Here is a 26680-nt window from a genome sequence, read left to right on the forward strand (position 1 = left end):
TTCCATCTATTTCAGGAGTTTGTCATGGGTAAAGAACGAGTTCACCGCTATGTCTCCAAAGATCTGACAGTGCGTATCGCCGCAGTTAATGCGACGGAAGTCGTTCGACACATGCAGGATTTGCAGGACACTTATCCATTGGCAACTGTGGCAGTCGGTCGTGGCATGGTGGGTGCTCTTTTGATGGCAGCACAACTTAAAGACGGTCAGCAAGTGGGACTTTTGTTCCGTGGTAATGGACCACTTAGCAGCGTTTATGCTGAAGCCAGCTACGAAGGCCATGTGCGTGGCTACACTCCGAATCCTCACTATCAGCCGGAAAGTTACGAAGGCGGCTTGAGCCTAAAAAAAGCCATCGGTATCGGACTTTTGACAGTGGCTCGTCATCAGCCATTCCAAAAACAACCGTTTCAAGGAACTGTTGAATTGGTCAGCAGCGAAATCGGCGACGATATCGCTCACTACTTGCATCAGTCTCACCAAATTCGTTCTTTGGTTTCTTTGGGCGTTTACCTGGATGCCAACGGCAAAGTGCAATCTGCCGGTGGTGTGCTGATCGAAGTGATGCCGGGTGTGGAAGAAAGCATGGTTGAAAAAATCATCGCCAACTACGAAGGCAAAAAACCAAATATCTCAAAACTATTGAACGAAGGCGCTTCGTGCATGGACCTTGTGGCTCCATTCATGGAAGGCATTCCGTTCGAAGAAATCGAACACAACCAAACTGTCGAGTACTCTTGCCCGTGCACAAAAGCCCGCGTAATGCGCGCCCTTGAAGCAATGGGTGAAGCAGAACTTCAGGACATGTTGGACAAAAAAGAAGAAGTCCACGTGACTTGCCAGGTGTGTGGCAAGCCCTACGATGTGTCTCTGGATGAAGTGGCCGAGCTGAAAAACCTACTTCACCGCGAGTCGATGAATTAGATTTAAAGGGAGCCTTGTGGCTCCTTTTTTTCGCCGCCACAGTGGCGGTGACATCGGCAGCTTGGTTTTTCGATCTGTAACGCCTGATTTGCCATCCTGGCAGATGAGGGCCGCCCGCCCTCATACTCCGGGGAAAGATCACCCATCCGGGGTGATCTTTCATTCACCCGATCGTTTATCAGTCTACAAAAAGGTCGCCCAAAGACGTGGCATGACCATCCGAAATCCCGTTTTCGTTTCGTTAAGATAGATATTTTATTGCTGTTTCTTTGCGATATTTCATTTTGTTGTGTCCCGCGCAAAGGATTTGTAAGTTCTGAAATGAATGATCGCCGCCGGCCCATTGACTGTGTTTGTGATCGATTTGCAGTTTCCAAGAGCTGTTACATTGGCGTCCTGTTTTTGGGTCAATATATTGGCAGCATTTTTGTTCGCCGTGAAGCAGGCGCTTAATCTTTAATGAGGGCCGATTGGCTTCTTTTGCCGCCACTGTGGCGGTGAGCTTTGGCTCGGCCACAATTGAAGTGTTTGAGCTTTGACGACAGGTTGCTTTAGTCGTCACGGGATCAGCATTTTTTGCGGATGATTTGCTTCCGGTTTTTTGAGCGATTACTTTGTCTGCTAAAAATTCAAAAAATTGCCCCAGGTCTGCATTGGAGACTGTATGCGACAGCAGTTCTTGGGCGCGTTTGATTTTAGCAAAGGCCTCCTTGGATAGAGTGAGTTCAAAACGAACACTTGCATCGGCTTGAACTGTTTGTTTCGTGGCTTCAATGACCGGCAAATCAAAAAACTCCGTAACCTGCTGTTGGGATTGGGTGTGATTTTTGTGGCAAAGACTTGCCAAAATTTCTATTTTTTCTTGGGCACTTACTTTTTTGGATTGTGTTTTAAATACTTCCCGCGAAGCCTTTTGCAGCATGGAGATTTGATTGAGTTTGATTTCGCCGCTTTGAATTTTTACTGCGATATCGGGAATTTCTTTAAGCAGGCGAGCGGCATCGATACGTCGTTGCGCGCTTCCCTCAGAGTAGCCGACACCCTGAACCAGATAGTCAAACAAACTTCCAAAGCCCAACTCAAGATAGGTGCGGCGGCAGTCGATTTCTTTAATGGTCAGTAAAACTTCATAGAGCAGGTCGCGCTCTTTTTGCGCCAGCGATTTGATTCTTTGATCTAGTTCGGTTTGGTTTAGCATTTTTAAATTCATCATCGTTGTCTCCTGAATGTGGAGACAACATAACACGGGATTTTATAGGCAATATTTTGGAAGATACCGGAGGTATTGCGAACTCATTCGGTATGTGCGTAATTGCCGTCTGGTGGAGCGATAATTCGAAAAAGCATATTTTAAAAAATAAAAGCCAAATCGCTAATCCTGGCTAAATTGGTGGATTGGTTTTTTCCGTCAATGACTATTTTCTGTGTTTTTCTTTTGTAATTGTCGCGAAATTTAGTCGCCTATTTGAATAAAAAAAGAGAGGTCGGATTTGCATCTGGGACTTTGGCGCTTAAAATCAAGATATCATTCAGCGAATACTAACGGTACCGCCACCGTGGCGGTGAAGCGGTTTTTTTGCCGGCGGTCGGGTGACTGGCAGTACCTTTTAAATAGAGAATAGGGAAATAAGTCATTCAGGAAGGAAGGATCTGCGTAGACAAAATACAGTTTTGAATCTTATTCCTGTCAAAAAACCTGACAGTGGAGGTTTTCAGTTATTAGCACTATAAAGGTGTTTATGAAAACCAATGCGAAGTTTTATTCGGCGTTTCTATTAACAGGCTTTATTCTGATGTATGGAATTGGTTGTTCTTTTAAAAAGGACGGAGCCGAAGAGGATAAAGACCAAAGCGTAGCAACGGCTGAAGAAGTCGCGAATGAGCTTGAGCGTATTAAGCAAGAGGCTTTGAAAAAGCAAACGCTTACGGCGAAGGATTTTGTATTTGAGGTTCGCGAAGGGAAAGCACCAAATCAATATTCGGTTTCCATTAACTATCCGACTGTCGAGGGTGTGGTAGTGTATATTAGCCAGGGTAATGTAATCCCAAATTCGCACTCTGGGATGGTTATCGAGACTGTTGGCGGAAGGTCGTTGAACTTTACTATTACTGCATTTAATAGCGCTGGTGTCATGGTTTTGAATTCTACTGAAATAGTTGAAGTGCCCTTGGATATGGTGATATCTGAACTTTATCCCCTAAGTAAAGATACGAATTTAAAGTTAGGTCGCCTGTACCTAAATGATGAGTCAACATTGCAAACCAACGGCTTCCTCCTATCCATCGAAGCAAACAAAATCTATGCTCGTCCGAAATCAAGAATTATCAATTTCAATTCCGGTGAATCCCTGACTCAAGAATCACAAAAAACCGGAGGTTCCATCACCCTTCGTGCGAAGCATGCCTCTGGCTTTCTATCAATCAACCTAAATGGTGTTGACGGTAAGAATGGTCGGTCAGGTGCAGAGTTGCAATCTATCACTCGAGCCTTTTCGGGTCGTGACGGATTTCCGGGTGAAGACGGTGAGTCAGACGGAGACGGTGATTGCAGTGATGCGTACGATGGAGGTCGGGGCAGCTGTGGCGTAATTAATATTCGCTGCCTTAAACAGCCTACGAATGGCGAAGATGGAGAAGACGGTGAAAACGGTGCGGATGGTGAAAATGGCGCCCGCGGTGGCGACACCGGTAATCTGTTCGTGCAAATTGAAGAGCATGACAGCTTCGCATTGAAGGTTTCATTGAAGCCAGGCCAAGGTGGCAAAGGCGGCGAAGGAGCCCCTGGTAAACCGGGTGGCAAAGGTGGTTCTCCGGGTGATTTGGATGGTTACAAAGTTTGCAAGCCTGCTGTTAAGGGCAAGGATGGTGCCCCTGGGAAATCTGGCAAAACCGGTGGTAAGGGAGCTCCTGGTGGCTGCGGACTAGTAGAGCTTAATGGTCTAAAAAACGCCTTAGTTGAAAAGCCTTAGATATTTCCGAGTACCGCCACGGTGGCGGTATAGTTCCCTATACCAATCTCAAATTGATACGTCATTCACGAAATGGCACCTGTCTATCCTTTGAGCGCCCAAACCCACGGTGGTTTCGGGCGGGGTGGAGCAGTCCTTGCTTTACCATAGGGTATGATAAAACCGTCCCTAAACCTTATTAAACGCAGCTCTTTACCTTGGATGACCGCTTTCATTCTGGTGGTGGCGGCAATTTCAGTTCTGAGCTTCGTTCTGGAAGTGAATAGAGCTCAAGGGTCGGTGGCGCAGTACTTTTCTATCTGGGAAGAGGACATCGCGAAATCCCTTTTAGTAAAGCAGGATTCAACTCTTCTGGATAAGATTCTTGGACAGCTTAAAGAGGTTCACAGTTCAGTTGCCAATGTTTCTGTGAAGCCAACCGAAGGTCTTTGCTCATTTCAGAACAACATTCCAATTACATTGTACTCTTTGCCGGCAGGTCAGGTGCAGGTCTGCTATAGCAGCACGGATCTGGCTTTAAAAACTGTGACTTCCCCGATCTTTTTGATTGGTGTTTTTTTGGGCTTGATGTTTGTGTCCTTCGGTTCCCGCCGTGAACTATTGAATCGCATGCAGGAACAAAAGCTTCAGTCAGAACTTGAGCGTAATAAAGAAATCTCTGAAATTTCCCGTCAAGTCGCTCACGACATTCGCGGCCCATTGATGGCCTTGACCACATTGACTCAGCTTTCCCATGAGATGAGCAATGAAAAGAAAGAACTTCTAAGTCTGGCTGTGGGCAGAATTCGTGGTATCGCCGATGACTTGTTGTTGCGTGGCAGATCAGGTCACGAAAAAAATGAAGTTGCAATAAAGGCAAGTAAACCAGCAGGGGACCAGACGGATATTATTCAAGTCGCAGATCGCCTGTTGAAAGAATATAAGTTTTCTTATCCACAAATCGAATTTACGTGGCATCAGCATGTGAAAGCTGAAAAGTTGCAATTGCCACTGGATGAAATGAAACTGCTTCGTGTATTGGGCAATATTTTGAATAATTCAATTGAAGCAGCCCCTGAATCTGAGGCTTCAGTTAGTATTTCTTTATTGGATCGCGATCAAAACTGGCTTTTACAAGTCATGGATAACGGCAGTGGTATTCCCGAGGAAGTTCTTCCTCAACTTATGAACGAAGGCAAAAGCTTCGGTAAAGAAAACGGCAATGGTTTAGGTTTGTATGATGCCCGCAAAACATTGCAGGCCGTCGGTGGAGATTTGCAAATCCGCTCTCGTGTGGGAGTCGGTACTCAAGTGATCATGGTCATTCCAAAAATCACAGCTCAAATGTCAGTATCATAAAAGGTGCCAGGTCCTAGTTTTCATAAAAGGTGCCAGGTCCTAGTTTTTATCGCAGAGTGATAAGAACTAGGACCTGGCACCTTTTAATTTTCTACTTCAATTCCTAAAACATTCTCAATGGTCTTATCGTAGCGATCTTTCTTTTTGGGCTTACCAGCTCCAGAGTCCTTACGGACTTGGGCGACGTCGACAGAGAATGCTCTGAATACGTCAGCCGTTTTGTCTGCGGCACTCACTTGGAAGTGATATTCTTTGTCCTTGCAGTAAGCGGTTAATTTAACCATTTCGCTTAGCTTATTGGCCGAGTTGATCTGAACTTCAGAAATATTAAGAGTCGTGATTTTTGTTTCCAGGACCGAGTCCGGCTCGCCCTGGATGTTTTCAATGGCGCAGGGGAAAGTGATGATCAGAGGTGTCTTTTCACGCAATGCCAATGTATTTGCCGCTGCAGGCGCCGCCGGTGAAGTCTGTGGGAACTCCAATTTTGTGATCATAAGTCCCCACGGGTTTTCCAGTGTTCTTTCGGTGCTTTCGATTTTAAGGGAGGCATTAACGTAGAGTGTGTTCACACGTCCCGGAGCTTCGCTGATCTGCACTGCCAGAAGGGCGGAGTAATGGCTGCGATCGGTTTGATTCAGCGTCAGTAGAGTGCTTTTTTGGTTCAGGGATTTGCTTTGGATTTTATCGCGCAGGCGTTGGATTTCCTGAATTCGTTTTTCGCGCAACTCCGGCGCCATCAAAAAGGTCAAAGAAGTTTGCGACTGCCAAAAATTATTGGAATCGTAAGTGAAGTATCTTTCCAGGTACTGGCGCAGGAACGTGCCTTTTTCCATCTCGGTAAGCTGGATTGTTTGCGGTTGGGTATTATCGACACCGGCCATGTCCGTGGTGATGGCGACGACTCTGGGATTTGATTTTAATTGCCAGTAAAGGACGCTCACCACTGAGGCCCAGATAACACTCGCTGCAAATAAAATCTGCCAGAGATGTTTTTTCATTACTGGCCCTTTTCAAGGGGCAGAATTTCAATCATTTGATCGCGGTGATATTTCTTATTAGGTCCGTCGTCGACCCATTGGTCGATTTTGTATAGACGGATCTGCGCTTTGCCGCTTTGGAAGTAGCGCTTGTCGGCGCTGCCTTTGGTTTCTTTTAAAAGCGTGGCCGTGCCACTTTGGAAGAAGTCCAACTGCGCCTTCAGTTTGTCGTTTTCCATCTTGGCCATGTCGAGCTCTTTGTTGTCATCAAAGTACATGTTGGCAGCAACAGCGGCGATAACTCCCACGATACCACCCCAGTACATGGCATGAAGCTCCGGGCGTTCGTCGTCAGGTGCAGTCGCAGCTCCGGCAATGGCACCGACGCCCACACCGGTCAGTGTCGTTGCAAGTCGACTTTTTTGATTAGTGGCACAGGCGGAAAAGAGAAAGCATAAACTCAGCAGCAAACAGGATTTTTTCATACCATAATGCTAAGGATGTTTAGGTCTGGAGGAAAGTAAAAAAACAAAGGCCGCTTAAGTTTCCCTTAAGCGGCCTTTGTTTTTATAAAGATAAATTTACGGATTACAGTTTTTGGATGATAGCGTCTGTGAAGGACTGAGTTGTCCCTTTACCGCCCAAGTCACCAGTGCGAGCGTTGATATCAGACAAAGCTGCGATCAAAGCCTTCATGATAGAGTCAGCTTTAGCGCCTTCACCCACGTGTTGCAGCATCATCACTGCAGATTGAAGCAAAGCTGTTGGATTGGCTTTGTTTTGACCAGCGATATCTGGTGCGGAACCGTGAACGGCTTCAAAGATAGCTGCTTTTTCACCGATATTGGCACCTGGGACAACGCCCAATCCACCAACAAGGCCTGCGCAAAGATCAGAAAGAATATCGCCGTACAGGTTCTCAGTAACAATTACGTCGAATTGCTGTGGGCGAGTCACTAGCTGCATGCAGGCGTTATCAACGATAACATCTTTCGTTTGGATGTTTGGATACTGCCAGCCAACTTCCTGAGCGACTTTCAAGAACAAGCCGTCAGACATTTTCATGATGTTGGCTTTATGAACGATCGCCACTTGTTTGCGACCGGTTTTTTGAGCCAGGTCATAAGCGTAGCGCGCGATTCTTTCAGAGCCACGGCGAGTGATGCGTTTGATGCTCTCCGCAGTGTTTTCATCAACCATGCGCTCGATACCAGCGTAAAGGTCCTCAGTATTTTCACGCACGATCGTCAAATTAACGTCAGAAGCGACACACTGAACGCCGGGAAGGGAGCGAACTGGTCTGACATTGGCGTAAAGGTCAAATTTTTGTCTCATCGTCACGTTGATGGACTTGTGGCCACCGCCCACTGGAGTGGTCGTAGGTCCCTTGATCGCCAATTTGTTTTTGTTGATGGAATCAATGGTGTTTTGAGGAAGAAGGTCGCCCAATTTAGCCAAAGCGATTTCGCCGGCTTGGTGCTCTTCATACTCAAATGGAGCATGAACGTGTTTAAGCACGCGGATTACTTGGGACATGATTTCAGGGCCAATGCCATCACCAGGGATTACAGTCAGTTTCATCATAGTTTCGCCTTTCAGAATGAAACAGACTTATCAAGTTTGGGCTCAAACCTCAATAAATTGGTTTTAAAACTCCCCATTTGCGGCGACGGGGTGTCTAAAACTTTTACGACAAATAATCCAGTAAAAACAGATATTTAGCTCTGAAACCCGGGGTTGCCTGTGATCTGGACAGGGGAGTGCCTGTCTCACGCGCCGAATGCCGAAAACTGTAATTATTTAAAAACTATGGAATTTCAACGTGTTATCGGTGTCCCGTCGGTGGAGCAAGGTGGTCCTGACTTTGTAATAGGTAAGGTCAGGAGGACACGCTCATGTTCAGATATATTGGAGTTGCAGCACTTGTGGTTATGGCTTTGTTGTTAGAAGCCTGTGCTCCTAAGTCTCAGAGTGACTGTGGCTTTGTACAAAACGTTTATGGCGAGCGTGTTTCCTGGAAAGCTGACGTTCCAGTGACGATGTACTTGCATGACTCTGTTCCAAATGAATTTATTCCTGCTATCGTTAGTGCCGCTCAGACTTGGGAGCGTAAATCCGGTCGCAGACTCTTTAATATCGTAACGACTCCTCGAGTGAGTGGCCCCAATCAGCCCCGTACCGATGGTAAAAACGTCATCTATTTCATGAATACCTGGGAAACAGAAAAAGCCTCTGAGCAAGCCAGAACCACGATCCTGTGGACGGGTGATCAGATTCGCGAAACAGACATCCGTGTAAATGCCAAAGTTGACCCGGAAACCAGCAAGCCATTCTTTAGCTTCTATTGGAATCAGGGGACGGGCTCTGGTGTGAATATCGAAGCTTTGATTTTGCACGAGATGGGACATGTTTTGGGACTCAAACATAATGACGACGGCGGATCTGTAATGGCGACGTATTTGAAGAACAACGACGATCGCACGGAGCTGTCAGAGCAGGATACAACGGATCTGAAGTGCGAGTACTAGTGACTCGGCTTGTAAAAGTTTTATGTAAGTTAATTTAAGTTGAGAAGTGATTTTTTAGAAATAGACTTTTATGTCGGCGCCTTGAAAGGCGCACAGAATCAGGAGTTCGCGATGAGAGTGATTGGAAAAAACGAAACAGTACAAGTTCAAGAAACTGCGACTACTGAAGCATTCGTTGGATCATTTGCTCCGTCAGAAACTGTTTCTCATACAAGTTATCACGAACTTTCAGATAAACCTGTTCAGGAAGTCGATGCTATCAATCAATTGCATGCTAATCTTGAGATGCTTAATGATATGCAAACTAGATTTAGTTTTGTTATGCGCGAAGTGCGTTATCTTTTGAAGGCCTAAACTCCGTTTAATTCACTCTGAGTAAATAAATACCTATTTTTATATGTCACCAAACACATGTTAGATGACATATAAGAAATTTTCGCATTTGATGTTCTCTAGAGGAGAACTCCATGCAGGACATCATCAAGTCAAATTGTGCACACGTATGTATCCCCACTGGCGGACTTCATCCTGTTGTTCAACGCCAATTTCAAAAATGGGGGCTTACGAAGACCGAAGGTGACATCGGTTTGTTGCTATTGAAGGGACTGAGCTTGCGCGCTATTTCGCAATCTCGTGGAACTTCAGAGACTACTGTTCGACAGCAAGCATTGATTCTATACAAGAAAGCAGCCGTAGAGGGACGTCATCAGTTAGCGGCATTTTTCCTGGAAGATCTTTTGAATCCGTGCCAAGTGCCGAAGTTCGAACTGTCATAAGGGACCGCAAGGTCCCTTTTTTTTTGATTAAGCTTTGCGGTTAAATCCCATGGATGTCATTTTCGGAATCGTATAAACCACCCAGTCCCCATCGCGCTCGCGGGTCATGCCCTCGCTGACGATGGGTTTTTCGAATGCAAACTCCTCACGGAATGTCTGGAAGCTGCTGCTGGTGGTTTTCTTGTTCTCATTTTCAATTTTATCTTTGAAAGAACGCTGGCCGGAAACAGTGGCGCGGTCATTTTGAACCGTCACGCGCACGGAATCCTTTTCGTGCTCAGGGACGAAGGCTCTTAATACGTAATAGTCGGAAGTCTCCTGCATTTGGCTGCCACGATTTTCGACCTTATAAAAAGGATCGTGCTCTTTGCTTTCGTACTTGGCTGCCTGCTTGGAGAACTTTTCACGAGTCACCGCAAGTTCTTTTGCATACATATCCTCTTGGATATTCAATGACTCTTTATTGGCTTCGTTGTTTTTCAAGTAAGTGCTTTGAAAATGCTGATTCTGAGTCTTCAGTTCCTTTTCATAAGCTTTCTTGTTTTGCATGACTCGTTGGCTGTACTGATTATTCAAATTCTTTTCTTTCGAATCCCAGTGCTTTTGTTGCTGCTCATAGTCCTTTTGGAACTCGGTCTCCGAACGGGTCAATTGCTTTTGTTGTTGTTCTTGTTGAATGGCGATTTTCTTTTCGCCAGTGGAGCGTTGTTTCGAGAAGTCCTCTTCCTGATTGGTGCGCAGTTTTGTCTGCGCAAGCTTGCCGCGCTCTATTTCATTTAATAGAGACTTCTCGTTTTGTTCATGGGCGCTATCCAGGCGCTTTTGGCCGAAGGTGTTTACCTCTCGGATGTCTTTATTGTAGCGCTCTTTGGATTTTTGGATTTCGCTGGCCGAACGCTCACTGATGCCGGCTATTTGTTTTTGAGCGTGATCCTGAGTGTCTTTGATTTTTTGATTGGATTCCACTTGAACCGTTTCCAATTGTTCACGACGCTTGTTGCGAGTGTCAGTGACTTTTTGGTCGTAGTCTTTTTGCAGAGTTGCTGTGCGCGCGTTGTAGTTATCTGAAAGGGCAGCGCGCTTCTGGGCGGAATCCTCAACCATTTCCTTTTGGCGGTCGCGGATGTGATTGATCGCAGCCTCATTGGATTCGCGAACGGATTCCTTTTTATCGGCGTAGTATCCACGCAGGTCTTCAAGCTGACCTTCATTTTCCTTGGTGATCTGTTTCTTCTTACGATTGTGCTCGGTCTGAAGTTCAGACAGTTCGGCTTGATTGGATTTGCGTGTGGAATTGTCGATAGATGACATATCCACTAGTGTATCAAAAAGAGGCAGTGGTACTAGGGTCCTGGGTTTTCTTCGGAGGGAATCTGGCCCTTAGGGTTGGGGCACAAGGGTTTCATGCCGCCAGTGCGGCCATAGCAGCGCCAGGTATCGATGTAGGTGATGGTTTCATCGGCTGCGACCGGGTAGAAGGCGCGATACTGTTCAGGATCCAAGGTGCTTTCAACCAGACGAAAGGCGGGTTCGGTGTTCTCGGAAGCGTCTTGTCCTTCCGAAGGCTTGGCGGAGGTGGAGATCTTCAATACGAAGACTCGATACTCAGCTTGTGCAAGCATCGGGATCAGGGAAAAAAAGAAAGCCGATAAGAGACGTCGATATTTCACAATATCCCCTATCGGCTTTGCGGTGGGAAAACATGAAATCAGGATATCATCGGAATTCCGCGTTGCATTATTTTTCGGTGTTGATGTCGATTTAGGACTCTAAGAGATCGACACAAAAATCAAGATCCCGGATTTGTCCTGAAATGTTGGGTAAATTGAATAGGAATTAAACACTTTCCCTCGAGAAAGTGTCATAAAAAAACCGCTTAACTGGAAGCGGCTTTTAGTGAGAGTGCTCGTGATTCGCGCGAACCGTATTTTCCACAATGTGAAAATAGGCGCGGATCAGCATTTGATGGGAGTCTGAGTCCAAAGCCTGCAAATACGCCATTTTTTCAAAATAGGTTTTGCGCGCAATGAGCTCGGTCATCACGTCTTGGACCTTCTTCATCTTATCAAAGCTGTAGAAGTCCTTGTCGTCTGTGACTTCCTTCAGAGCCTTCGCGATGGTTGTGTTATCAAACAGAACATGAACACCCATTGCGGAGTGTGAGAGAAGTGCTTCCATTCGTTCAAGACTTGTCTCTTCAATATTCACCAAGATCGCCTCCTTGCACCTTGGAAAAACCATTTAATGGCACAACATAATTTGAATGTTGGGGAAGAAAATGGAGAGTTGCAAGAGGAAAACGCATGGTCATGACGGGGCTTGTCGTGTCAGATTTTTTTCCTGTTGTTGGCAGGGTGGATTTCTCTCCATAATAGGCAATAAGGAGCCACGATGGCCAAAGCTAAAACTCGTCCTGTTAAGTCAAAATCTATCACTGAAAAAGAATATATCGTCGTCGATGAAAAAGCCGGTCTGATTTTCGAAACCGAAAAGGACCTTTATGGCTACTTTGAAACAGCGATTAAAAAGTTTCAGGATGAGTATCAATCCTACCGCACACCGGATGATTTTACTGACGAAGAGCAAATGGCCCGGGAAAATTATTTGGAGTCCACATTGGATGATCCGGATGAAGTTTGGATGGATAGCGAGTCCATAGAAGATTACGCAGTTTACTATTTCATTCGTGAGTATGAAGAGGGTGCAACGGCCTTTAAGTACATTGCGATCGCGTACATGGTTGAAGAAGAAGAGTATCCCACTTTCGTTTTCATGCATTTCCCAACCCGTGACTCCAACGTTTGGCATCATTACCAAAAAGGTGAGATGGTTTACGACAGAAATTATGCCGAAGCTTCCGCAGGCGCCATCGAAGGTGATGCAATGCTTGAAGGTGATCCTTTGGCTGTGGGTCTTTATCAAGCGATGATGAAGGTGCGCACAGACAAGGACATTGCGCAGGAGCAATTCCAGGACTACGCAGAATTACGTGAGGAAACGATCGAGTCCGCAGATGAAATCTGGAGAAAAACCGATACCGAAGGCCACGTGCTGGTGAGCTTCATCAAGGAGTTCCCGGATCACGAGACGAAGGATCTGGTTTATGTGGCCATCACCCAGGAAGACGACGAAACCAATGTTCACTCATTGCTGTTCTCGTTCCCGACGACGGATGAGGCTTTGGTGGATCGTTACCGACAAGGTGAAAACCTACAGGCCGAGGAAGTAAGCCAGGAATCTTCGCACTAATCCGATGATCTGGCCTTACATTATTCTGTCCTATATCAGTCTGTTCGTTTTTGGCCTGAGCGACAATGTGCGCGGGCCACTATTTCCTGAAATTATGAAAGAGTTTGCGGTGAACGACTCCATGGGATCATGGATGTTCGCCCTGAGTTCTATTTCAGGGTTTCTTGCCAGCTATCTGGCGCGCTTTCTGCTTCGCCGCTTTGATCGCCTTAGTGTTTTGCGCAGCGGGGCGATTGCATTGATTTTTTCTTTGATAGGTCTGGCGACGGCTCCGCACTTTTATGTTTTTCTGTTTTTCTCTCTGACATTCGGGATGAGTCTTGGGATTGTGGGATTGATTCCCAACGTATTGGTGCCGTTGGGCTCAAGCGAAAATCGCAAGCAACAGCTGCTTTCGGGCCTGCACGCGATGTATGGGGTGGCAAGTTTCTGCTCGCCCTTGATTGCAGCTTCTGTGGAGCATGTGACCGGCAGCTGGCGCTGGACATTCGGGATTATCACGGTGGTGCCGTTGGGATTGTTGCTTTATACATTCCACGGCAGTCATGAAAATCTTCATAAAAAGGCCGAGTTTGTTCCGGAAAATCATAAACTAAACAAAGCACGCAATTTCAAGCCCCAGATGTTTTTGGCGTTTATGGTCAGCTTCTGCGTGTGTGCGGAAATCATGGTTTCGTCGCGATTGGCTTTGTTTATGAGACGGGTGATGAACTATGACATGGAGATGTCGGCCTTGTACGTCACTTACTTTTTTGTTGGTATGTTGATCGGCCGAACGTTGTTTGCATTGATTAAACTTCCATTTAGTTTACGTGTGCAGCTTTCGGGAGCAGTAGTGCTGAGTTCAATCTGTATTTATGCCGGAGTTCACTGGAATCCGATTTTTCTTCCGATCACGGGGTTTACGGTGGCTCCATTTTATCCGCTGGCCATCACTTGGATCTCTTCTAAATTTCCCACAGACTTGGATTCGGCGGTTTCCTATATGATGGCAACAGACTCGATGATGCTGGTTGGAATGCATTTGCTAGTGGGGTACTTGACGGATCTTAAAGGCATTGCCTTTGCCATGTTGCTGGGACCATTTTATTGTCTGCTGTCTTTTCTTCTTATCAACAGCTACGAGTACTTCTTTGAGCGACACAAACCTCAAGAGGATTCAAACATCGCCTAAAAGAAAAACGCCAACCGTGGGGGACAGCTGGCGTCTTAGGGGGTTGTTCAAATAAGGTTAAAATTAGAAGCAATAATTTTTAGCCATGTCCTGGTACTGAGTCGTTGTGTAACCAGAGCTTTTATAAGAGTAAAATGGATGAAGCTTTTGCAGAACCGAAGCGCGAGCGGCACCGGAGCTTTCAGTAGCATATGCATTTGGATTGGCCGTGAACATTGGCAACAAGCCGTTGATTTCAGTGATGGCTTTGTTTGTGGATGAGCTATAGGCCGTGATTTTCAAAACATCATAATCACCATTATAATCCTGAAGATTCGCAAGTATGATCACGCGGCCAAAGAAAGACGCCGGTTCACCGTAACCCATTGACAGAGCCAATGCAGAGATCGAAGTCCAATTGATGGATGTGCCCCAGGAAGTGATAAATTTTTTCGCTTGAGTATCATAAAGAGCCAAAGGCACTGCTGAGGAATTCAAGTAAGTGGTGCCGTTGGAGTTCGCATACCATTTCCACATCGAGATATAAGAGGAGCCTGCAGCAAAACCTGTAGGAAGAGTTGTGAGTTTGACCCAAACCAAATCCATACGGTAGCTGCTGCCTTCTGTGTAAGCCATTTGGCGGGCAGCAAGGCCTGCAGTGGAAGTGGAGTTACAAACAGCAAGGGCTTTTTTGTCGGCGTCAGTAGTTGAAGTGATGACTTCACGACTTGCAAAATCAGTTGATTGTGCACCAGATGATCCGCAACCTGTTAGAGCCGCCGCACCTGCAATCAAAAGAACCGTCATTAAACCATTTTTCAAATTAGACATTTTCATAAAGCCCCCGTGCACCTGTTCTACAGATCTATTAAGCAACTGGGATGCCATATTTCATTTAGAAACACGCCATTTAGCACAGCATTTTCAGAGAGTTAGAAGGGGAGTAAGGTGGGGTTTGCTCAGGTCTCATTTGCATACGACGAAGCTGACAAAATAGGGCTGACAGTTTTGAGTGGTGTCTCAGAAAAAAACAAAGCCCAACCACCATGGTTGGGCTTTTAGGGAAACTCCGGTTTTTTCAACCGAGGTTTATTAGATTAATTCAAGATTACATCGCGCAACGGTAGTCTGCTTTATAGTTACCGTTTACCAAGGAAGCCTGGAACGTTACGATATTACCGCTTACAGAGTAACCGGAAGAGATCACGTTGCCAGCAGAGTCTTTGATTACTAAATCAACTTTACCATCGTTGTCTGCATCAATCGGCTTACAGCTTAAGGACACAGATCTTGTCAATGATACCGCAGCGTCACCGGCATTTTTCAAGATCGCAGTATAGTCTGTTGCGCAAACTGAACCTACGATACCACCAGTCATCTGAGCCAGGGAAATCAGTACTGGAGCAGGCTGATTGGAAGTCGTGCAGGAGTTGTCGCCTGGAGACTTAACAATCGTATCAACCATCATGACTTTTTCAGAGCCCAGTCTGGAGCGGACAAGGCTTACAAGGTTTGAAGGTTGAGATTTTGATACATCAAAACCAGTGGTACATTGACCATTACTGCACTCATCCTCATCCGAGATAATAACCACGACAAGGTTGGAATCAGTACGGAAGAATCTGTCTGCTGCTGGCAAGGCAACGTCACGCTCGATAGCACGGTAGATACTATAGATAGGGCGTTCGTCACCATTACCTTTATCACCCAATTTAATAGCGTCAGCCAAAGCAGCCTGTGCTTGTGAAGAGCCATCGGCATTGCTTAAAAAGCGTTTGCCATTCATTAATCTCATTTGTCCGTCACCCCAAGCGGCATTCATGCCACTGGAGTCGGCAGTATTGATACGAGGGTCTGTCGTCGTTAAAGCGACTCTCCAGTCCAAATGATCCACCAAGCCCATGAAGCCATTGATTCTGGATGACATGTTAGCTTGTTCTTCCGCCATCGAACCGGAGTTGTCGACTACGAAAAGAATATCAATTTTGGAATTCTCCTGGATCCTGAAATCCTGAGACAGTCCGCGTGAAGGAATAACTGTATCCGACTGACCTGGACTTGAGGAAGCCAGCGTGGATTGTGTGAAACTCATGTCCTGTGGAGCACAAGCAGATAAAGCAGCTAGAGAGAGAATCGAGATGTATGCATTTGTCTTTTTCATAATTACCCCTATGCCAGACGTTAATGCATCGGTTGTGCCAACCGGAAAGGGCTTAAAATCGTCGCCGCTGTAAAGCTGAGTAACACTGTAAAAAGAGTAGTTAACAATCAGGAAAATTCTCATCTTTTGGAGTCAATGAAACATTCTCGAATGAGACAGTGAGCGAAATTTCCCCAAGGAATTCAACAGGGAACCGTCGAACGATTAACATAAGAATGAAAAATGCGATGGATCCTGTCTCGATTTGGATCATCATCGCATTTTTTCTTTACTTCAAATTTTTGGAAGCGAAGTTATTTAAAATTTTCTGTTTACTTTATTTGCGCTTTTTTCAGGTCATCGTCTGACACCAGAGACCAGGTCTTGCCATTGTTCTCAGAACGCAGAAGAGCGTTGTTAAGATACGGGGACACAAATGACGGTTGTCCCTTTGCATCCTTCACCTGATATGGTGGGTACGGTCTCATGTTGCTGTATTCAACATATATATTGTCTTTGCGATCCACAGTCATCACCTGATACCAGTGTGTGTACTCTGGAGCGTTAGGATACACAAGAACGCGAGCAGGATTCCAGCGGAAGGTTTTCGTTTTTCTGTCGAAGTTTCCGTTCTGATAAACCAGGGCGCCGAAATATTCGAAATCGAAAACCTTTTTGTCATGCATCCACTGGCGATAAATGGTGTGAACTGTGTCGTTCGCATCAATCATCATGGAGATATACGTTTGACTGCCTCCACCCCATACAGGTGAGCTGTAGTTGCTCTTATATCCTGTGTCCACGGTGTTCATCGGGACTTCCTTGCTCCAATCTGCAATGGAATCAGGCTTCAGGGAGTAAGTGGACATGAAGTGAGATCCATGGCCTCCGGAAACAACAATCAAGTTGCCATTCCAGGTGCGAACGATGCCCGGCTGATTGTGAGTGTCGTTGACCGGCCAGGATTTAAGAATCGGCTTTTTACTGACCTTTTTTGTTTTAAGGTCGTATTCAGCAATCCAGATTTCAGAATAGGGCTGATTGTTGGCGTCGGGCTTAGGGATGATCGCACGTCCCGCGGAGTTCATTTTCGGTTTGAATTCACGATTCGCCTCAAGCCAGACAACGAAGTACTTGTTGCCGGAGCGAATGATCTTGGGCGAAGATCCGCTGCGGTAGCCAATCTCCTGGGCGCTAAGGCTTAGGAGTACGGGCTTTTCAGCCTCAAGTTGTCCTTTGGAATTCCTGGAGATTGGTTGCAGGTAAAGTTTTCCGACAGTTCCCAACCAGGAGTAGTCTTTTTCAAAGCCCGGAAGTTTTCCGTCGCTTAAATAGTAAAGCATTGCTGGAGGACCTTGAAGAGGAGCGCGGCTGTGCGGGCGTTCCAAATCATACAACTGTGGAAGTGGACAGTCATTCGTGCCAAGGACTCTGAAGATGCAAGCGGTGTCTTTGGTTCCCACCAAAGGCAGTCCCTGCCAGTTCAGTCCCTTGTCGTCGGAGTACATCATCACATACGAAGTGTCTTTGTTGAAAACAGTGGTTTTCATGCGAAGCACCGTGTACATGCGATCGTTTTTATCAAAGACCGCCATCTTGGGATCCCACAAGATGTCCTGTTTTGATTGCATAATCAAATCAGCAGCTTTGCTGTCGTAAAATGGAAGCAGTTGCTCGGCCATAAACGGGTAGTGAGTCCATGAGTTTTGGCGCAATGTTTGGAAACCATTGGCTACGGGGACAGTTTGCTCGCGGTCGTTGTAACGAAAGTAAGGTCTGTTTTTGGAGTCGAAAGAGGGCGCGGACACAGCATATGATGGTGACCACTTAAAATCATGGCGTTCATGGAATGGCTCCACGAATTCATCCGCCGCGCGCAAGGAAGAAAACTTTTTTGCGGCAAGTACTTCAGCCTTCGGGAAGGGCTTAAGCTTTAAGGTTTCAAATTCCACTTTGTTCGTGGAGGACAGGTCCTGGGTTTCCACTTTTCTGGTGGTTAGATCTGAGTATTGAAGTCCGGAAAAGTATCCAATAAAAAGAGCGATACCAATACTTGCAGCTGTATATCTGGCTTTACTTACGATCACGATCAAAGTCTCCCGATTTGAAACACTTATCGGTTCATTTTGATCGATTTTTAAGTAAAAAGCCCCCTCAAAAGAGTTTTGAGGGGGTCTAGTTATTTATTCATTTGTACTTGTCGGTTCCAGCAAGCGAACAGTCAGGTTGTACACCGAATCACTCTCCGAGGGTGCTTCGAGGTCCTTTGCTAATTGCTCCTGGAAAGTTTTGATCTTTTCCAGTGCATGAGCGTACTGTTCGCGTTTTACCTGGATGGCGATATGCGCCCCATCTGATAAACCGCTGAGATCCCGGCTGTCGATCGTTTCGATCAACTCCGTTCGAGCCTTGACTCGACGTAGAGCCATCTCTTTCATAACCGCACTGCGTGCGTGTTCTGAGAGTGCCAAGTCGATAAAGTACTCTTTCTCTGGTTGAGTCAGATTCAGTCGCTCGGCAAGATTGATCGCCCGTGCCTCTGAAAGTCCCATTTTACGATTCAGAATTTCACTGAGTCGTGAGCTGGGCATTTCCAGATCTCTGGCGAATGCTCTTAGCGAGTAAGACGGATTCTTTTTCTGACGTTTTTCGAGTTCGCGTAAAATAAAGTCCCGATAGTTGTGCATGACTACCTAGCCTTTGGTTTGAATTTCCCCTAAAAACAAGTTTGCGAGATTCCGCGAAAAATCTCCAATTTATTTTTTATTCTGGCTACTCTTGAGACGCGGTCTGAAATTTCACTGTCTAACTTTTTTCAGAGAGAAATTAGCGCGTTTTCACTTAGACAGGTGTCAAAACTTCAGGCAGTAGTTTTGGATACTTAGGGCTCTTCATCACGTTCAAACACAGGCGAGTACATGGAAAAATGATCGCGCTTCCACCAATGTCCGGTGTTTTTTAGCTCTTCCCAGTTGCTGAAATGGTACTGGTACTTCACGAAGCGCATGAATTTGGGGGATTTTCCCTCGAAAGGATCATGTTTAAATAACTCCTGTACCTCAGGGCATTCATCAAGCAGACGAGTCGCAAGATTCTGCAGCCAGAGATTTTCGTTGAATCCCTCGAGAGCCGCGAACCACATTTGCCAATCCAGGCGGGGCTGAAAGGGGGCGATCAAAGTCGGACGATGAGAGAGCTTTGTCGGCTTGTGTTTGAATTCGTACTCGAGCCAGGTATTGTTATCGTTACTGCCTTCAAGCACGATTTCAGGGCGGGTTTTGGTCATGACTGCAAATAACCCGTAAGGATTGGTGATACGGAATGGATAGAGGGCTCGCATCCACGGCAGCATGAAGTCCAAGGACTGACTTTTTTCAAAAGCCGTTTTAAATATCCAAAACAAATTTCCTGGAAGCAAAATGACCAGCACTGCCACAGCTATTTCTGTGGAGACACCTACCGGCAATATCCAGGATGTGTCAGTGAAGATCCAGAACCGGTCAGGAATCACTGACAGGCACATGCCCAATGTGATGAGGTTAAAGAATGCAAAGTTACCACTGAGGATAATCAGTACCTGCAACAGGATCAAAGCCAACGCACCACTGAAGCTTGCCAGGCCCGGAATGAAGATTAAAAATGGCACGGCAATTTCAATCACAAACATGAGTGCGCAGCTAAGCTTTTGCAAAGGCAAAGGAAGTTTGTCAGCAAACCAGGCCAGGGGAGTTGGCAGGGGTTGAGTCCAATAGTGGTAGCGGAGAGCGGTAAGGTTTTTCCAGTCAGGATCCTTGTTGGTTAGTTTAACGAGGCCTGATGAAAACATCAGTTTAAACAGAAGCAGCCAAACCAGTGCGAATATCATGGGGTGGATGGCATAACTTGCATAGGGAATCCACTCGATGGCGAAAGGCGCAAAGAACAGTCCTATGAGCCCCAGTTCCAATAGCAAATTGTCCCATTGATAGGAAAGGAAAACCTGCCCACAGGAGCAAAAAGACAAATACAAAAGCCAACATAGCAGCAACATCCAGCTTTGGCTGAACCCCAACAAAGCCAAGGACGAAGCCAGCATTCCAATAAGGCATGCGGCCTTTAAAGTAAAATCTCCGGAGGCAAGCCAAAACACCGAAGGAAAGTGCCGGATTCGTGAGACGCCCAATTCCTTATCCAGAAGATTAAGCAGATGATCAATGGACAGAATTCCACGGGATCCAAAAAGACCCAGCACCTGTGTGGAAAGAGACAAGAATGCGATGAAATATGACAGAGCGAGGGCCTTGGAGATTACCCAACTACCAAAGAGATAGGATTCCAATAGACCCTCCTAAAAAATCAAGCTTCGCCAATCTCCGCCCACGTGATGCCATCGCCACCGTGTTCAGGAGATCCCGCTTTCCATTTTTTTACATAAACAGAACGAGACAGGTATGTGCGGACGGCCTTTTTCAACGCCTCCGTGCCATGCCCATGAATGATCTTCAGGCGATCTTCGCGGGTGGTGGCAGCCTTGTCCAAAGCAATCTCCAATTCCTGTAGTGCTTCTTCGACGGTTTTGCCGCGTAAATCCAATGTGCGATCCTCGTCGGCCATCGAGGCTGAGAAGCCACCTGAATTTTTTCTTACCAGTTGGGAAGTGGGGTTCTGTGGTTTACCAGGCAGTCTTAAATCCTGCCAGTTTACCTGCAGGCGCACTGAGCCTGACAAAATCAACAGATCCCCTTTGTTGTTCGGTGCACTTTGCACGATGCCGTCCTGATTCAAAGTAGGTACGAACACTTTCGAACCTGGAGGGAATTTTTTTGCAAACTCATCCGCTGTCTGTGGAGCTCCGGCTTGCACGACCGGTTTGGCTTTGACGATTTCAGGAAGCTGATACTTGATTTCCTGAAGAGCCGCGTGCCGCTTGAAAGTTTCTGCCACTTTGGCTTGTGCAATAGCGTCCTCCACTTTGCGTTCAGCTTTCTTCAAAGTGCGTTGCAGCCACTCATCTTTGTCTTTGTTGAATTGCGCAAGCAATCCATCGTACTTGTTTTTGGTTTCGACAGCCTTTTTGGTTTCTTTGCGCAAATGATCCTGAAGAATTGAGATATCACTTTTCAACTGTTCAATCTGTTCAAGGCCTTCCAGGCGTGCGCGCGTGGCTGGTGCCAATACATCCATGGCTCTTTGAACGATGGATTGGGCGACGCCAACACGTTTTGCAGTTTGAATCGCCAAGGAGTCACCAGGTATCCCTGCCAAAAATCCATATGTAGGGCGGCCGGTTTTAGGATCGTATTCCATGCTGCCGTTAAGGACGCGGGAGTTTTCATCCCAGCCGGATTTCAAAGGGCCCAAATGCGACGTTACGATGGCAAAGACATCGTTCGCAGAGAATTCCTCGATGAAGGCACGCGCCAGGGCACTTCCTTCTTCGGGATCTGTGGAGCCACAGATTTCGTCGATTAAGATCAGATTTTGATGGCCTTTGACGGAAGCGGCCTTGCCCAGAATTTTCAAGTGGGCTGCAAATGTGGAGAGTTCCTCGTCAACACTTTGGCTGTCGCCGATCCCGATCAGGACATCTTTAAAAAACGGAATGCGCGAAGTTTCGCTGGCGCAAATAGGAAGTCCGCAGCGAGCCATCTGGGCAGCAAGCCCAATTGATTTTAGCAATACGGTTTTACCGCCGGCATTGGGACCGCTTAAAAGCAGGATGCTTTTTTTGCCATCCAAAAGGACCGTGTTTGAAATAACTTTTTTGCCACTCAGTTGTAGCAGCGGATGGCGCACTTCGATAAGTTCCATTGTGTCTGTGGCGAACTCAATCGGATGTCCGTTGATTTGGTTTGTGAACTGGGCCTGGGAAAAGCGAATATCGCCTTCCTCCATCAAGACACGCGAGCTTTCAATGTCTATCACCTGTGATGAAAGATAGTGAGAAAGCTGGGTTAACAGTCTTTCGATCTCGTCCTCGATTTCCGCTTCAACCTGTCTGAGGCGGTTGTTGGTCGGAATGACTTTTTCGGGCTCAATGAAAACGGTTTGCTTACTTTGTGAAGAACCGTGAATCACGCCAGGAAGTTTGCTTTGCATGCCTGCGCGAACGGGTAGAACCCAACGTCCTTCGCGGGTTGTGACGAATTTATCCTGAATGACGGTTTCCATCTGATGGTCGCGCACCAGGCGATCCAGGGTGTTCTGGACTTCGCGGGCCAGGCGTTCTTTCTCTTTGAACAAGTTGTACAAAGTCTCGCTCGCGTCAGAACGGATTTCTCCGCCGGGAGTCAGGATCTGATCGATGGCTGAAAGAGGTTCTTCCGCATCCATCAGGCTGTCATGCATTCTTTTTGCCCAAGAGTTTTCAATGGGTTCAAGCGCTTCCTTCAAGGCCAGGGCTTCCATGCAGAAGCTGCGAACGTCTTTAATTTCCAGAGTTTTAAGGACGGCTTTCTTTTTCAGACGAGCGATCCATGTTGAATACAGATCCAGGCTCTGCATGTAGGGGCGGAGTCCTTGATTCAGAACTTCAGTGGCATCGGCAATTTCCTGGAAGCTGACATATGCTTCTTCGGCGGAAGACAGCGGCTTGATGTCGAGTACAGCTTCACGGCCCACATCACTTGTGGCGTGGGATTTTATTTTTTCTAAAATTTCAATCCAATCAAGGACGACGAGATCTTGCATTCAGGGCTCCAATTAGAACAATGCCGAAAAGCGCGAGCAGTAAAACGAACCAATCATAGTGGCCCCATTTAACATAGGCGGTGGCTGGTGCATTTTTCAAATACTTTACCGTAAACTGTCCTGTCCACTCTTCATGAAGTGGGGAAGTTTGTTGAAGGTCACCGTTTGCCAGCATCACCGTGCTAATCCCGGTGTTGGTTGAACGAATCAGTGGGCGACGGACTTCAATCCCTCTCGCCAGCGTCATGTACATGTGTTGTAAGGGCTCAAAGGTGCGCCCGAACCAAGAGTCATTTGTAACATTCACCAGAATGTCAGAATTCGCTGCCGCCAAGCCGCGGGAAAAGGCGGGATCCAATCCTTCATAGCAAATCTGACCACCCAGGCGAATGGTGTCGTCTTTGTGATTCCAATTCAGGGCCCGCGGACCTGTGCCGCGTCCAAAGTTTGAAATGAAAGGCAGCCATTTAAGCATGATCGGGAATTTTTCGCTTAACGGAAGATACTCTCCAAACGCCAGAAGGTTCGTCTTCAAATAAGGAGAATCGAGGTTGTTTCCACGTCCATCAATCAGGAACAGGGCATTGAAAGTGGCTTCATCGCGATGCGGATCAACAACCGGGCTGCGCGAGTAGGCCCCGGCCAGAATTGGCTGCTGCAGGTTTACCAGTTCGCGAGCCAGAGTTTGCGAGTGCTTGCGATTTAAGAGGCGTTGATCCAGGTAATCGGGGAAAGCCGTTTCCGGCCAGACAAACAATTCAGTGTCAGGGAACTTTTGTGCAGCTTCCAGAGTCATCGCCGTGAATTTGCGCGTGATGAAGTCCTGGGCGCCACGGCCTTGCTCGGCCTGAATCTTGTCGGAGTTCCCGATGTTGGCTTGAATGATTGTGGCTTTGAATTCGCGATCGAAATGATCCCATGTGCTCTTATGGAAATGGCCACCTGCGACCAAGGCAATCAAAAGTACAAGCAGTGCGGTGATCTGGCCAAAACTGTGAAAAGACTTTTTGAAGCCGACCCAAATTGAAGCCACCCAGGCATTTAGTAGCAAGACTACTGCTGACAAGCCGGCAAAGCCAATCACGTCGGCCCATTGATAGGCCGGAATATGGGCCGCAAGAAGTGTGTAGCCCAAATTCCAATCAAAAATGACCGGCCAGATGCGCTCCAAAAGAGCATGGGACAAGGCGATCGTGAATAAAGTCTGAGTTTGCGAGAGATTGAATTTCTTTTTTAGAAATACTCCCAAAGTGGTCGCCGCAGGAATGTAGAGATGCATGAAAGCACAAAAAAGCAGCAGTGCTGCGAAGGAAATCACCCAAGGCATTGCGCCGAATTCATGCGCTGTGTAGGCAATCCAGTGAAAACCAATTGCTGTCAGAGTGAATTGCGTGCACCAGCCGCTCCAGAAGGCCTTTTTCAGAGGGGCGGAGGAATTATTTCCAGAGACTGAAATCCACAGAGGAGCATAGCAAAACAGCAAAGCCCATGGTGGAAGCGGGATGTAGCTTGTTCCCACCAAAATTCCCGAGAGTAATGCCCAACGTAAATCGATGGCTTTGTGCTTGAATAATTGAACGGCTTTCTTCATCATGGTATTAGTAACACAAAGAATGAGTGAGTCCACGTGAAATTAAAAGTCCGATGCCCAGGTTGTGCTAAATTATACGAAGTTGCGAGTGATGATATTCATTCGGAAACTCCGGTATTTCAGTGCATTTCTTGCGACAACCGTTTTGGTTTCGAATATCCTCCGATGGATCCTGCGAGTGTGCTTACGTTCTTGGTACCTGTGACTGGTATGGCGCCAACTTCTGATGCGCAGCAAAAACAAGTCACGACAGAGGAAATCCTGGAATCCATCACAAAGCCCGCGGTTGAGCCAACAGTGGAGCAAGTGCAAAGCCAGGAAATGAAGTCATGCCCGAAATGCGGCGCTTTGAATGGTCGTCGCGCTCATGAGTGCTATTCTTGCCACGTTTTGTTTGAGCGTTTGGTAGGGCTGCCTCAGGATGCCAGCCTCCGCGCGCAGCCAAGTCTGGTGCGCAAATGGAAAAACGTTTTGGATAATTTTGAAGATGAGAGCCTTCACGAGGCCTTCATCAAAAGTTGTGCGGAACTTGATGCTCATCGTTTTGCGATTTTGAAATACGAAGAAATTAAATCGGCTCAGGGTGGGGATGCACTTTGCGATCAAATGATCGCGCGTATCAACAGCATGATGATGGTGGGTATTTCTCAAAAGCCAACAACCAGAGTTGCCAACCCAGCGCACGCAAATCGTCCCAAGTGGATGAAGTGGGTCTACATCGGTCCATTCGCCGTCAGTGCTGTGTTGATTCTTTGGGGATTGCTAAATCTTGGAAACCGCAATTTGGTCGGCGTGGGCGTGGCATTAGCCTGTATGGCGACCGGTATGATCGTAATGATCCGCGGACGCTTATCACTTTCAGATTTCATGGATTAAAAAGCAAAAAGGCAGTCGGTGAGACTGCCTTTTTTAGTTTTAGAAGCTTTCGTCGTCTGTGGCTTTGGTGCCCAGACGAGTTGGCTTGGGTTTGCCGTTGCCAATCGCATTGATTAAAGAGCGACCAAAGCGGCTGACCTCGCTGGCGGCATGGCCCGCAGGAGCTTCATTCGGATCAGCACCCAACTTTTGCATGCTATCCACATTTACTGTGACCACGCCTGAAGCCGACACGCCCTGATCCAAAATCGTCAAAGCTTTATATAGATTCAACTGACGGGAAGTGCGTGTTTTGGTTGCAAGCTGAGTTTGCGCATCACCTGTTGCCAGGATGTACTTCTTAACATCAGCCGCCGTGAAGGCCTGCTTATTGGCCATAACCAATACTGCTGCACCTGAAACAAAGGCTGTCGCTTGAGAGGTACCGGTCATGTAGCCGTAAGAGTTGCCAGGCAAGCACGAACGAATGTTTTGGCCGGGAGCTGCGATATCCACGGTTTCGACACCATAGTTGGACGAGCTTAGAACCTGAACTGTCGGGTCCAAGGCTGTCACTGAGATGATATTTTTAAGCTTATAGTCTGCAGGGTAGTAATGATGCTCGTCCGAGTTGGAACGCTCATTACCAGCAGCTGCAACGAAAAGAATACCTTTCTTTTCGGCTTCCTTAACAGCGTCGTGCTCTTCTTGAGAGAACTCGGTGCCGCCACCTGAATAGTTGATGATCTTTGCACCCATTTTCACAGCGTAGTTAATTGCCGCAACCGTGTTTTTCAAGTTGTCGGTATTTGGAACTTTAGGATCGTAGTACTTAAGAACCATCAGGCTGACTTCAGGGGAAACACCGGCGATGCCCTTGCCATTGCCAGCTTCAGCACCAATGATACCGGCGATATGTGTGCCATGTCCGTGATTGTCATCCAGCTTGTTGTTGTTGGAAACAAAGTTCCAACCGTGAACGTCATCCACGAAACCGTTGCCATCGTCGTCGATGCCGTTGGTCGCCTTGTCGCGCCCCAAAGCATCTTTGCCAGTTTCACCTGGGTTCATCCAAAGATTTTTGCTTAAGTCTTCGTGATTAACATCAATACCCGTATCAATAACTGCGACCACGATATCCTTGTCACCACGAGTGACGGACCACGCACGTGCCGCATCGGATTTTTTCAAACCCCAAGCCTGGCTGATGGCAGGGTCATTAAACAAAGCACTGGGTTCGTCTTCAACCTTGTCAGTCTGTGAAGTGATCTTGGAATTCTCAAAAAGACGTCCGTCTTTTTTGCTGAACTTGCTGGAGCTCTGCGAACGAGACGGGGAGGAGTCTGAAATATACAGGTAAGTGCCCAATCCACCAAAGAAGATCACGCCGACGGCACCGGATGCTAACAACCACTTGCGAGAAAACATGAAGAGTTCCCCTTTCTCCAAGGGGCTTATCGGCAGATTTACGTCGAGGTGAAGCTAAAACCGCGCTGTCTCACTCTGAGACA

At 46.9% G+C, this 26680-nt stretch carries 24 protein-coding genes; 9 read left to right on the forward strand and 15 right to left on the reverse strand.

Annotation, left to right across the window (positions count from 1 at the left end; translation table 11 throughout):
- Positions 1 to 24 precede the first annotated feature (24 nt).
- Entirely contained in the window at positions 25 to 924 is a 900-nt protein-coding gene (locus tag AAAA73_RS03360) for an Hsp33 family molecular chaperone HslO (RefSeq protein WP_340596752.1), read from the forward strand.
- 241 nt (positions 925 to 1165) lie between these two features.
- Here AAAA73_RS03360 and AAAA73_RS03365 read toward each other — a convergent pair whose 3' ends face one another.
- Entirely contained in the window at positions 1166 to 2137 is a 972-nt protein-coding gene (locus AAAA73_RS03365; RefSeq protein ID WP_340596753.1) for an HNH endonuclease, read from the reverse strand.
- A 526-nt stretch (positions 2138 to 2663) separates the two neighbouring features.
- Here AAAA73_RS03365 and AAAA73_RS03370 point away from each other — a divergent pair.
- On the forward strand, positions 2664 to 3893 hold the full coding sequence (locus AAAA73_RS03370; RefSeq protein WP_340596754.1) for a hypothetical protein: 1230 nt from the start codon (positions 2664 to 2666) through the stop codon (positions 3891 to 3893).
- 201 nt (positions 3894 to 4094) lie between these two features.
- Positions 4095 to 5231, forward strand: a complete 1137-nt coding sequence (locus AAAA73_RS03375) for a sensor histidine kinase (protein WP_340596755.1) — start codon at positions 4095 to 4097, stop codon at positions 5229 to 5231.
- A gap of 83 nt (positions 5232 to 5314) precedes the next feature.
- Here AAAA73_RS03375 and AAAA73_RS03380 read toward each other — a convergent pair whose 3' ends face one another.
- The 3 genes from AAAA73_RS03380 to AAAA73_RS03390 form a co-directional block, all read right to left on the reverse strand.
- Positions 5315 to 6229, reverse strand: a complete 915-nt coding sequence (locus AAAA73_RS03380) for a hypothetical protein (protein WP_340596756.1) — start codon at positions 6227 to 6229, stop codon at positions 5315 to 5317.
- Positions 6229 to 6693 (reverse strand): hypothetical protein, encoded by a 465-nt coding sequence (locus AAAA73_RS03385; protein WP_340596757.1) that lies wholly within the window; start codon positions 6691 to 6693, stop codon positions 6229 to 6231. Before AAAA73_RS03385 ends, AAAA73_RS03380 begins: the two co-directional genes overlap by 1 nt.
- A 103-nt stretch (positions 6694 to 6796) precedes the next feature.
- Positions 6797 to 7792: an isocitrate/isopropylmalate dehydrogenase family protein gene (locus AAAA73_RS03390; RefSeq protein WP_340596758.1), complete on the reverse strand. Its 996-nt coding sequence runs from the start codon at positions 7790 to 7792 to the stop codon at positions 6797 to 6799.
- 311 nt (positions 7793 to 8103) lie between these two features.
- On the opposite strand from AAAA73_RS03390, the gene AAAA73_RS03395 reads away from it, so the two are divergent.
- The 3 genes from AAAA73_RS03395 to AAAA73_RS03405 all read left to right on the forward strand — a co-directional run bounded on the left by AAAA73_RS03395 (position 8104) and on the right by AAAA73_RS03405 (position 9512).
- Positions 8104 to 8736, forward strand: coding sequence for a matrixin family metalloprotease (locus AAAA73_RS03395; protein ID WP_340596759.1), 633 nt, complete (start codon positions 8104 to 8106; stop codon positions 8734 to 8736).
- Between the two features lie 111 nt (positions 8737 to 8847).
- A complete protein-coding gene (locus AAAA73_RS03400; RefSeq protein WP_340596760.1) occupies positions 8848 to 9090 on the forward strand; it encodes a hypothetical protein in 243 nt (80 codons plus the stop codon).
- Between the two features lie 113 nt (positions 9091 to 9203).
- Positions 9204 to 9512, forward strand: coding sequence for a helix-turn-helix transcriptional regulator (locus AAAA73_RS03405; RefSeq protein ID WP_340596762.1), 309 nt, complete (start codon positions 9204 to 9206; stop codon positions 9510 to 9512).
- A gap of 27 nt (positions 9513 to 9539) precedes the next feature.
- Here the strand turns inward: AAAA73_RS03405 and AAAA73_RS03410 are convergent, their stop codons facing one another.
- From AAAA73_RS03410 to AAAA73_RS03420, 3 genes are all read right to left on the reverse strand, one after another.
- On the reverse strand, positions 9540 to 10823 hold the full coding sequence (locus AAAA73_RS03410) for an Hsp20/alpha crystallin family protein (RefSeq protein WP_340596763.1): 1284 nt from the start codon (positions 10821 to 10823) through the stop codon (positions 9540 to 9542).
- A 32-nt stretch (positions 10824 to 10855) separates the two neighbouring features.
- On the reverse strand, positions 10856 to 11182 hold the full coding sequence (locus AAAA73_RS03415) for a hypothetical protein (protein WP_340596764.1): 327 nt from the start codon (positions 11180 to 11182) through the stop codon (positions 10856 to 10858).
- A gap of 223 nt (positions 11183 to 11405) precedes the next feature.
- Positions 11406 to 11720, reverse strand: a complete 315-nt coding sequence (locus AAAA73_RS03420) for a hypothetical protein (protein WP_340597531.1) — start codon at positions 11718 to 11720, stop codon at positions 11406 to 11408.
- A gap of 183 nt (positions 11721 to 11903) precedes the next feature.
- Between AAAA73_RS03420 and AAAA73_RS03425 the strand changes: the two genes are divergently transcribed.
- Together AAAA73_RS03425 and AAAA73_RS03430 are read left to right on the forward strand one after the other, a co-directional pair.
- Positions 11904 to 12761, forward strand: coding sequence for a PBECR2 nuclease fold domain-containing protein (locus AAAA73_RS03425; protein WP_340596765.1), 858 nt, complete (start codon positions 11904 to 11906; stop codon positions 12759 to 12761).
- 4 nt (positions 12762 to 12765) lie between these two features.
- Positions 12766 to 13935, forward strand: coding sequence for an MFS transporter (locus AAAA73_RS03430; RefSeq protein WP_340596766.1), 1170 nt, complete (start codon positions 12766 to 12768; stop codon positions 13933 to 13935).
- Between the two features lie 63 nt (positions 13936 to 13998).
- On the opposite strand, the gene AAAA73_RS03435 is transcribed toward AAAA73_RS03430, so the two are convergent.
- The 7 genes from AAAA73_RS03435 to lnt all read right to left on the reverse strand — a co-directional run bounded on the left by AAAA73_RS03435 (position 13999) and on the right by lnt (position 24317).
- On the reverse strand, positions 13999 to 14751 hold the full coding sequence (locus tag AAAA73_RS03435) for a hypothetical protein (protein ID WP_340596767.1): 753 nt from the start codon (positions 14749 to 14751) through the stop codon (positions 13999 to 14001).
- 271 nt (positions 14752 to 15022) lie between these two features.
- The gene (locus AAAA73_RS03440; RefSeq protein ID WP_340596768.1) at positions 15023 to 16075 is read right to left on the reverse strand and encodes a hypothetical protein; all 1053 of its coding nucleotides are present in this window, start codon (positions 16073 to 16075) and stop codon (positions 15023 to 15025) included.
- Between the two features lie 311 nt (positions 16076 to 16386).
- On the reverse strand, positions 16387 to 18141 hold the full coding sequence (locus AAAA73_RS03445; RefSeq protein ID WP_340596769.1) for a hypothetical protein: 1755 nt from the start codon (positions 18139 to 18141) through the stop codon (positions 16387 to 16389).
- A 96-nt stretch (positions 18142 to 18237) separates the two neighbouring features.
- Positions 18238 to 18741, reverse strand: a complete 504-nt coding sequence (locus tag AAAA73_RS03450) for a hypothetical protein (RefSeq protein WP_340596770.1) — start codon at positions 18739 to 18741, stop codon at positions 18238 to 18240.
- Between the two features lie 194 nt (positions 18742 to 18935).
- Complete coding sequence (locus tag AAAA73_RS03455; RefSeq protein WP_340596771.1) at positions 18936 to 20372, reverse strand: lipase maturation factor family protein; 1437 nt, start codon at positions 20370 to 20372, stop codon at positions 18936 to 18938.
- Positions 20373 to 20389: 17 nt separating this feature from the next.
- Positions 20390 to 22723 (reverse strand): endonuclease MutS2, encoded by a 2334-nt coding sequence (locus AAAA73_RS03460; RefSeq protein ID WP_340596772.1) that lies wholly within the window; start codon positions 22721 to 22723, stop codon positions 20390 to 20392.
- Complete coding sequence (gene lnt / locus AAAA73_RS03465; protein ID WP_340596773.1) at positions 22701 to 24317, reverse strand: apolipoprotein N-acyltransferase; 1617 nt, start codon at positions 24315 to 24317, stop codon at positions 22701 to 22703. The genes AAAA73_RS03460 and lnt overlap by 23 nt, the downstream gene beginning before the upstream one ends.
- 33 nt (positions 24318 to 24350) lie before the next feature.
- On the opposite strand from lnt, the gene AAAA73_RS03470 reads away from it, so the two are divergent.
- Positions 24351 to 25190, forward strand: coding sequence for a hypothetical protein (locus AAAA73_RS03470; protein ID WP_340596774.1), 840 nt, complete (start codon positions 24351 to 24353; stop codon positions 25188 to 25190).
- Between the two features lie 39 nt (positions 25191 to 25229).
- Here AAAA73_RS03470 and AAAA73_RS03475 read toward each other — a convergent pair whose 3' ends face one another.
- On the reverse strand, positions 25230 to 26597 hold the full coding sequence (locus AAAA73_RS03475) for a S8 family peptidase (RefSeq protein WP_340596775.1): 1368 nt from the start codon (positions 26595 to 26597) through the stop codon (positions 25230 to 25232).
- Positions 26598 to 26680 lie beyond the last annotated feature (83 nt).

The organism is Bdellovibrio sp. GT3 (genome assembly GCF_037996765.1).
Classification (GTDB): Bacteria; Bdellovibrionota; Bdellovibrionia; order Bdellovibrionales; family Bdellovibrionaceae; genus Bdellovibrio.